6 protein-coding genes are annotated in these 5076 nt (G+C 36.5%); 2 read left to right on the top strand and 4 right to left on the bottom strand.

What is annotated here, in order from left to right; genetic code table 11:
• The 4 genes from P8O70_14810 to P8O70_14795 form a co-directional block, all read right to left on the bottom strand.
• Positions 1-572 (bottom strand): ADP-dependent glucokinase/phosphofructokinase (locus P8O70_14810; GenBank protein MDG2198119.1); only part of this gene is annotated, 572 nt, incomplete at its 3' end.
• 2 nt (positions 573-574) lie between these two features.
• The gene (locus tag P8O70_14805) at positions 575-1408 is read right to left on the bottom strand and encodes a carbohydrate ABC transporter permease (protein MDG2198118.1); all 834 of its coding nucleotides are present in this window, start codon (positions 1406-1408) and stop codon (positions 575-577) included.
• Positions 1401-2291 carry a sugar ABC transporter permease gene (locus P8O70_14800; protein ID MDG2198117.1) on the bottom strand — a complete coding sequence of 297 codons (891 nt, stop codon included), beginning with the start codon at positions 2289-2291 and terminating at the stop codon, positions 1401-1403. Before P8O70_14800 ends, P8O70_14805 begins: the two co-directional genes overlap by 8 nt.
• 212 nt (positions 2292-2503) lie before the next feature.
• Positions 2504-3751 carry a sugar ABC transporter substrate-binding protein gene (locus tag P8O70_14795; GenBank protein MDG2198116.1) on the bottom strand — a complete coding sequence of 416 codons (1248 nt, stop codon included), beginning with the start codon at positions 3749-3751 and terminating at the stop codon, positions 2504-2506.
• A gap of 574 nt (positions 3752-4325) precedes the next feature.
• On the opposite strand from P8O70_14795, the gene P8O70_14790 reads away from it, so the two are divergent.
• Both P8O70_14790 and P8O70_14785 read left to right on the top strand, forming a co-directional pair.
• Positions 4326-4466, top strand: coding sequence for a hypothetical protein (locus P8O70_14790; protein ID MDG2198115.1), 141 nt, complete (start codon positions 4326-4328; stop codon positions 4464-4466).
• A 262-nt stretch (positions 4467-4728) separates the two neighbouring features.
• The coding region (locus tag P8O70_14785; protein MDG2198114.1) for a hypothetical protein at positions 4729-5076 on the top strand (348 nt) is incomplete at its 3' end.

Raw genomic sequence — 5076 nt, 5'->3', positions numbered from 1 at the left:
AATAACACCTTAAAAGGAAAGTAAGAATCAATGATATTTTTGTCTATTAAAATATTTTCGTTGATAGCATCATTTACGAAGATAATTCGTTCAGCTTTGTGTGAGTAAATTTTTTTACCAGAAAAATTAAACGTTGTATTTTCAGGGTATTGTATAATGACATGTGGATAAGATTCAGTATATTTACTGCAGTTGAGGTAGTGTATCTTAGAGGGCAATAAATTGACTATATCTTGTGAATAAGAGCTCAGATATACTGCGCAACTCTTATTCATAATATTTAGTGCAATGCCAGCTCTTATAGCTGTTCCGCCATGTGTAATCTTATATTCGAAGAGCGAAGAGAATTCATACAACGTAGTAAAATTGTTTACATGATATTCAGATCCTATATTATTCTTGACACAAAAAAGAATTGTGATCAGTAAATCTCTTATTGATTGAATTTCCTTTAGTTTATTAATGTCTTCATAACAAATTTTGTATCTTAAAATCAGTTCATTAAAATAATCTTTATTCCAAAATATTTCATGATCAATGTTATTGCTAAATCCTAAGAGAATTCTATTCATTATTAAAATTTTACTGAACCTGAAGTTAAGCCTGCTAAAAAATATTTTTGCGCGAAAAGATATAAGAAAAGTATAGGGATAGTCCCAATTATACTCATAGCCATCATTTCATTCCACTCATATGCATGCTGTCCCATTAACAGCTGAATGCCAATTGGAACGGTCCTCATCTCGTACGATTTAGTCAAAGTAAGCGCGAACAGAAATTCATTCCAACATAGTAAAAAAGTATAAACACACGTTGCAACAATTCCTGGTAGGGATATTGGTATAATTACTCTACAAAGAGCTGTGAAATTCGAACCTCCATCCATCAATACGGCGTCATCCAATTCCTTTGGTAAAGTATTAAAATAACTGGTCATCATTAGGGTGGCATATGGTATTGTGAAAACTAGGTAGGTTAAGATTAGGGCTAAGTAAGTATCGAAAATTTTGAACGTAACGACGATACCGAAGTATGGTATTAGCAGAGTTATAGGAGGTATTGTCTGTGTACTAATGATAGATAAATTAAGTATCCTTTTGAGCTTGAAGTCGAACCTACTAAAACTATAACCAGACAGTATAGATATCAACAGTGTTAGTATGGTTACTATTATGGCAATAAAATAACTGTTGAAGAAAAATCTTAATTTGTCTTCATCATTAAAAATGTTGAAGTAGGCTGAAAGAGTGAAATTTTCTGGTATAAATGATGGGGGATACGCAAAAACTTCAGTGTTTGTTTTTACCGAACTAATAAAGATCCAGAATACGGGAAACAGCGTGAAGATAAGGCCCACTAGCAATCCTATATACACTAGCAATCGAATTTTTATATCTTCCTTAATCATTTGTGCGATTGACTTGTCTTTTTATGTAGAAAATACTTACTGTTAGTGATAGTAGAAATGTTAAAAATGCGCTTGTTGAAGCTAATGAAAACTCATACTTTGAAAATGCAAGTTTGTAAGTGTATGTACTTAGCATTTCTGTTGAATGTATCGGCCCTCCACCTGTTGTCATCCAAATCAGAGGAAAAACCTGTATTGTCCATATGAAGTCTAATAATATTAAAGTGTAAATTATTGGTTTTAATTGAGGTATAGTGATATTTATAAACTGTTGTCCCAAATTAGCTCCATCGATCTTTGCAGCTTCGTATAATTCATTTGGTATCCCTTGTAAACCTGCTAACAAACTCACCATATAGAAAGGATATCCAGCCCAAATATTTATGAAGGTTACTGTATTAAGGGCCGTATCTCTAGATGATAACCATTCAATCCTCTCGTCTATCATTTCGAACGATAGAAGTATGTAATTTATTACACCACTTGGATCTAGAACAAGACGCCATATGATTGCAACAATTGTGGCTGTAAACAACCATGGGACTATATAAATTACTCTTAAGATACTTTTAGCGATAATATTTAAAGATTTATAATTCAGTAGAAGAGCAAATGCTAACCCAATTATTAGATGAAAAAAAATGCTGGCGGCTGTGAAATAAATAGTATTATAAAATGAGATCCAGAATGTATTGTCAGTTAATATTTCCTTGTAATTTGATAAGCCCACAAAGTTTGGGCTTTTTTTCATGATAACATTGTCAAAAAATGAGTAATTAATAACTGTTGCCATCGGTATTACCATCAATATTATTAGCAGACTTATTGATGGTGTCTGGTAAAGATAAGGATAGATCTTTTTCCTCACCCTTATTGTGTTCATTCTCTCTTTCTTTTGTAAAAAATTATTAAAGAACCCATAAGTTTTTGAGAAACTATGTATTTATATTATTTCTCATAATTTTATTTTAGTTATTAAAATCTTGCTTCTGGCCTGCTAATATTTTGAGAGCTAGTTATATTATTTCAATAATTCTCATTTTGCTTATGTCAAAGCAACTAAATCTTATCAGGCCAGAAGTTTTTGTTAGCGATTTAGAATTCAGCTATCCACCTTGTCTGGGCCTTTCTAGCTGTTTCTTCAGGAGATTGTTCTCCTTCCAGCATTAATTGAATTTCTTCATCCAAAATTCTCATCAATTCACCAGCGACAGGCAACCCTGTAAACTCATTTTTGAGATATCCATTTTTAAACATCGCAAATGCCTTTTCAAATTGCCGGTCTGTTTTCACAAAATCCGGTTGACCTTTTACATTTCCAGGAAACGCATTTGCAATTGACACTAATCTGCTATTGACCTCAGCGCTCATTAAATATTCAACAAGTTTCCAGGCTTCCTTTTTGTTTTCTGAATGCTCGCTGACACCTATGCCCCAGGCTGCATACATTATCCCACTCTTATCTTTGAACCCTTTAGTTACTGGCATTTCAGTAATAGAGAAATTCAATTTTGGGTTTCTCTTTTTGATTAAGTTGATATGGGCAAGTGTCCCAACCATCATACCGACTCGCTCATTGACAAATTCTTCGACTTTATCCTGCTCCTTTTTGGATAATGTTCCTGGTGATATTACTCCTGCTTTGTGCATTTCATTAACAAATTTAAGTACTTCAACTACGTCTTTATTCTGTAGATCTGGCTTCCCATCTTTCATCATATTACCCCCTGATGCCCAAACCCACGACATTACGTCATTTTGAACACCCCACGGAGTTTCTAATGATAACGGTAATACCCAGCCATACTGATTCTTTGACTTATCAGTCAGCTTTTTTGCAGCTTCGAAGAATTCTCCTCTTGTTCTAGGCATTCCTCGTAAACCCACTTCGTTCATCATATCCAAATTCACAAATATTGGATATATGAACGATGCCACTGGGAACATGTAACTTCCACCGTCCAACTTTATGATTGCAGCAATTTCTTTTGTATCCAGAGTTCCCTGACTCATCAATGGGTTCATATCTGTTATTGCCCCTTGCTTAGCCAGGTCATTGACCCAAGCTCCATCGAGTCCTACGACATCACTCAGTGTTCCTGTCGCTGCACCTACAATTATCTGGTCTTTAATATTAGGATAAGGCCCACTAATAAGTTTAACTTCGATATCTGGATTCGCCTTTTCAAAGTCATCCATGATGGCTCTAAAACTTCCTTTTGGTAGTTCTGGCTCCCACCATTGTATAAACTCTATTGTCTTTTTGGCGAAGACAGCACTTGACAATAATAGAGATACTGAAATCAAGAACGAGATCTTTGCAAACTTCTTTAGAGAGTTCATTTTACCTCATTAGTTGAGTTGTATTGAATTATCATTTAGATCAATTTTCATGTATTCATAGGCACTCCTTTTTTATTCCCAAATTCAGATTTCTAGTCAACTGTTCACCAAAAAATTTGGTTATCTATAGGATAGATATCCTATCTGCTATTTTAGAAATAGATTTTAGTCAAGTTTTTGATTCATTAGCCAAAATTATTTCTTCATCCAACTTTTTTTACACCGTTACAGTTCACTACAAGAATCTCGTCAGGTGCGAGTGCTGGTACTCTGTGTGATTGGCTTCAAACTTTAGTTGATCAATTCCTTTGGATCAATACTTCTCTGGGCAACTGGTCGTATGTCCTGAGAGCACTTACATTGAAGGTGAATTTAGTTGGGAATGAGAAGAAAGAGTTGGACTATGAAGAGACGTTGAATTCATTTAACTGAAAGTGGCGGTTCGGATACATTTTTCTCCATTACTGTCTTAGCCTAAAGGTCCCTTGGCTCAGAGAGTTGCCCACTTTCTGTTTCTGAGTACTGCTATTCTGTCCCGCACACAGCCATTTCATTTCAAGCTGGGCAGTCTCAAATGACCCTTGAGGAAATTAAGCACATCCTCAGAATTGAACTAGAGAAGAGCTTTCGCTACATCAAGCACATTCAGCTACGCACCAATCGCTACAATGCCGAGCGAGTACAAGCAGCGATTGCCGACCTAGAGGCAAAGTAGTCCAGTCGTCTCGTCTGGACTACTACGCAAATAAGTCCGAGCAGACCGAAGGTAGAATTGAAGAGAAACTGAGCAAGTATGAACAACGCTTTGGTCAGCAGTGGTACAAGCAATCCTTGGAATATCTTCAACTCAAGGAGCAGTTGAAGGAACTCTACCTCAAGCGATTGGATGGGCGATTGACCTGTTGGAGGGCAAGGACTTGGTGCAAGCTGAACTGATACAGCAATACTAAAATACCCTGCAAACCAACCTGCAGTGGTTGTCTTCCAAAGCCTCAACTACTTCTCTCAGTACTCCACCAGAATCCACCACAGTCGCACCAGCAGCCTTAAAGACAGCATCCCAACCAAACCCCAACGAAATTGCTGAAAAAACAGAAAAAGTAGAAAAAGCAGCTGAGATGCAACTGAGCAAGCTGATGCAGGATTTCATACGAGAGAAGGAAGCCTCCAACATCACCAAGAGCACAGTGCTGTTTCATCAAGTTTGTTGTGAGGATTTTTTGGAGTGCGTTGGAGATATGTCTGCCACGGAGGTGAATAAGGCAGTGGTTCGCAAGTACTTGGAGATGCAGAAGAAGCTACCCTCACAGCGCAAGAAGAATCCA

Source organism: SAR324 cluster bacterium, assembly GCA_029245725.1.
GTDB lineage: Bacteria > SAR324 > SAR324 > SAR324 > NAC60-12 > JCVI-SCAAA005.
The sequence above is the reverse complement of the archived record's forward strand: the minus strand, read 5'-3'. Positions and strand labels throughout refer to the sequence as shown.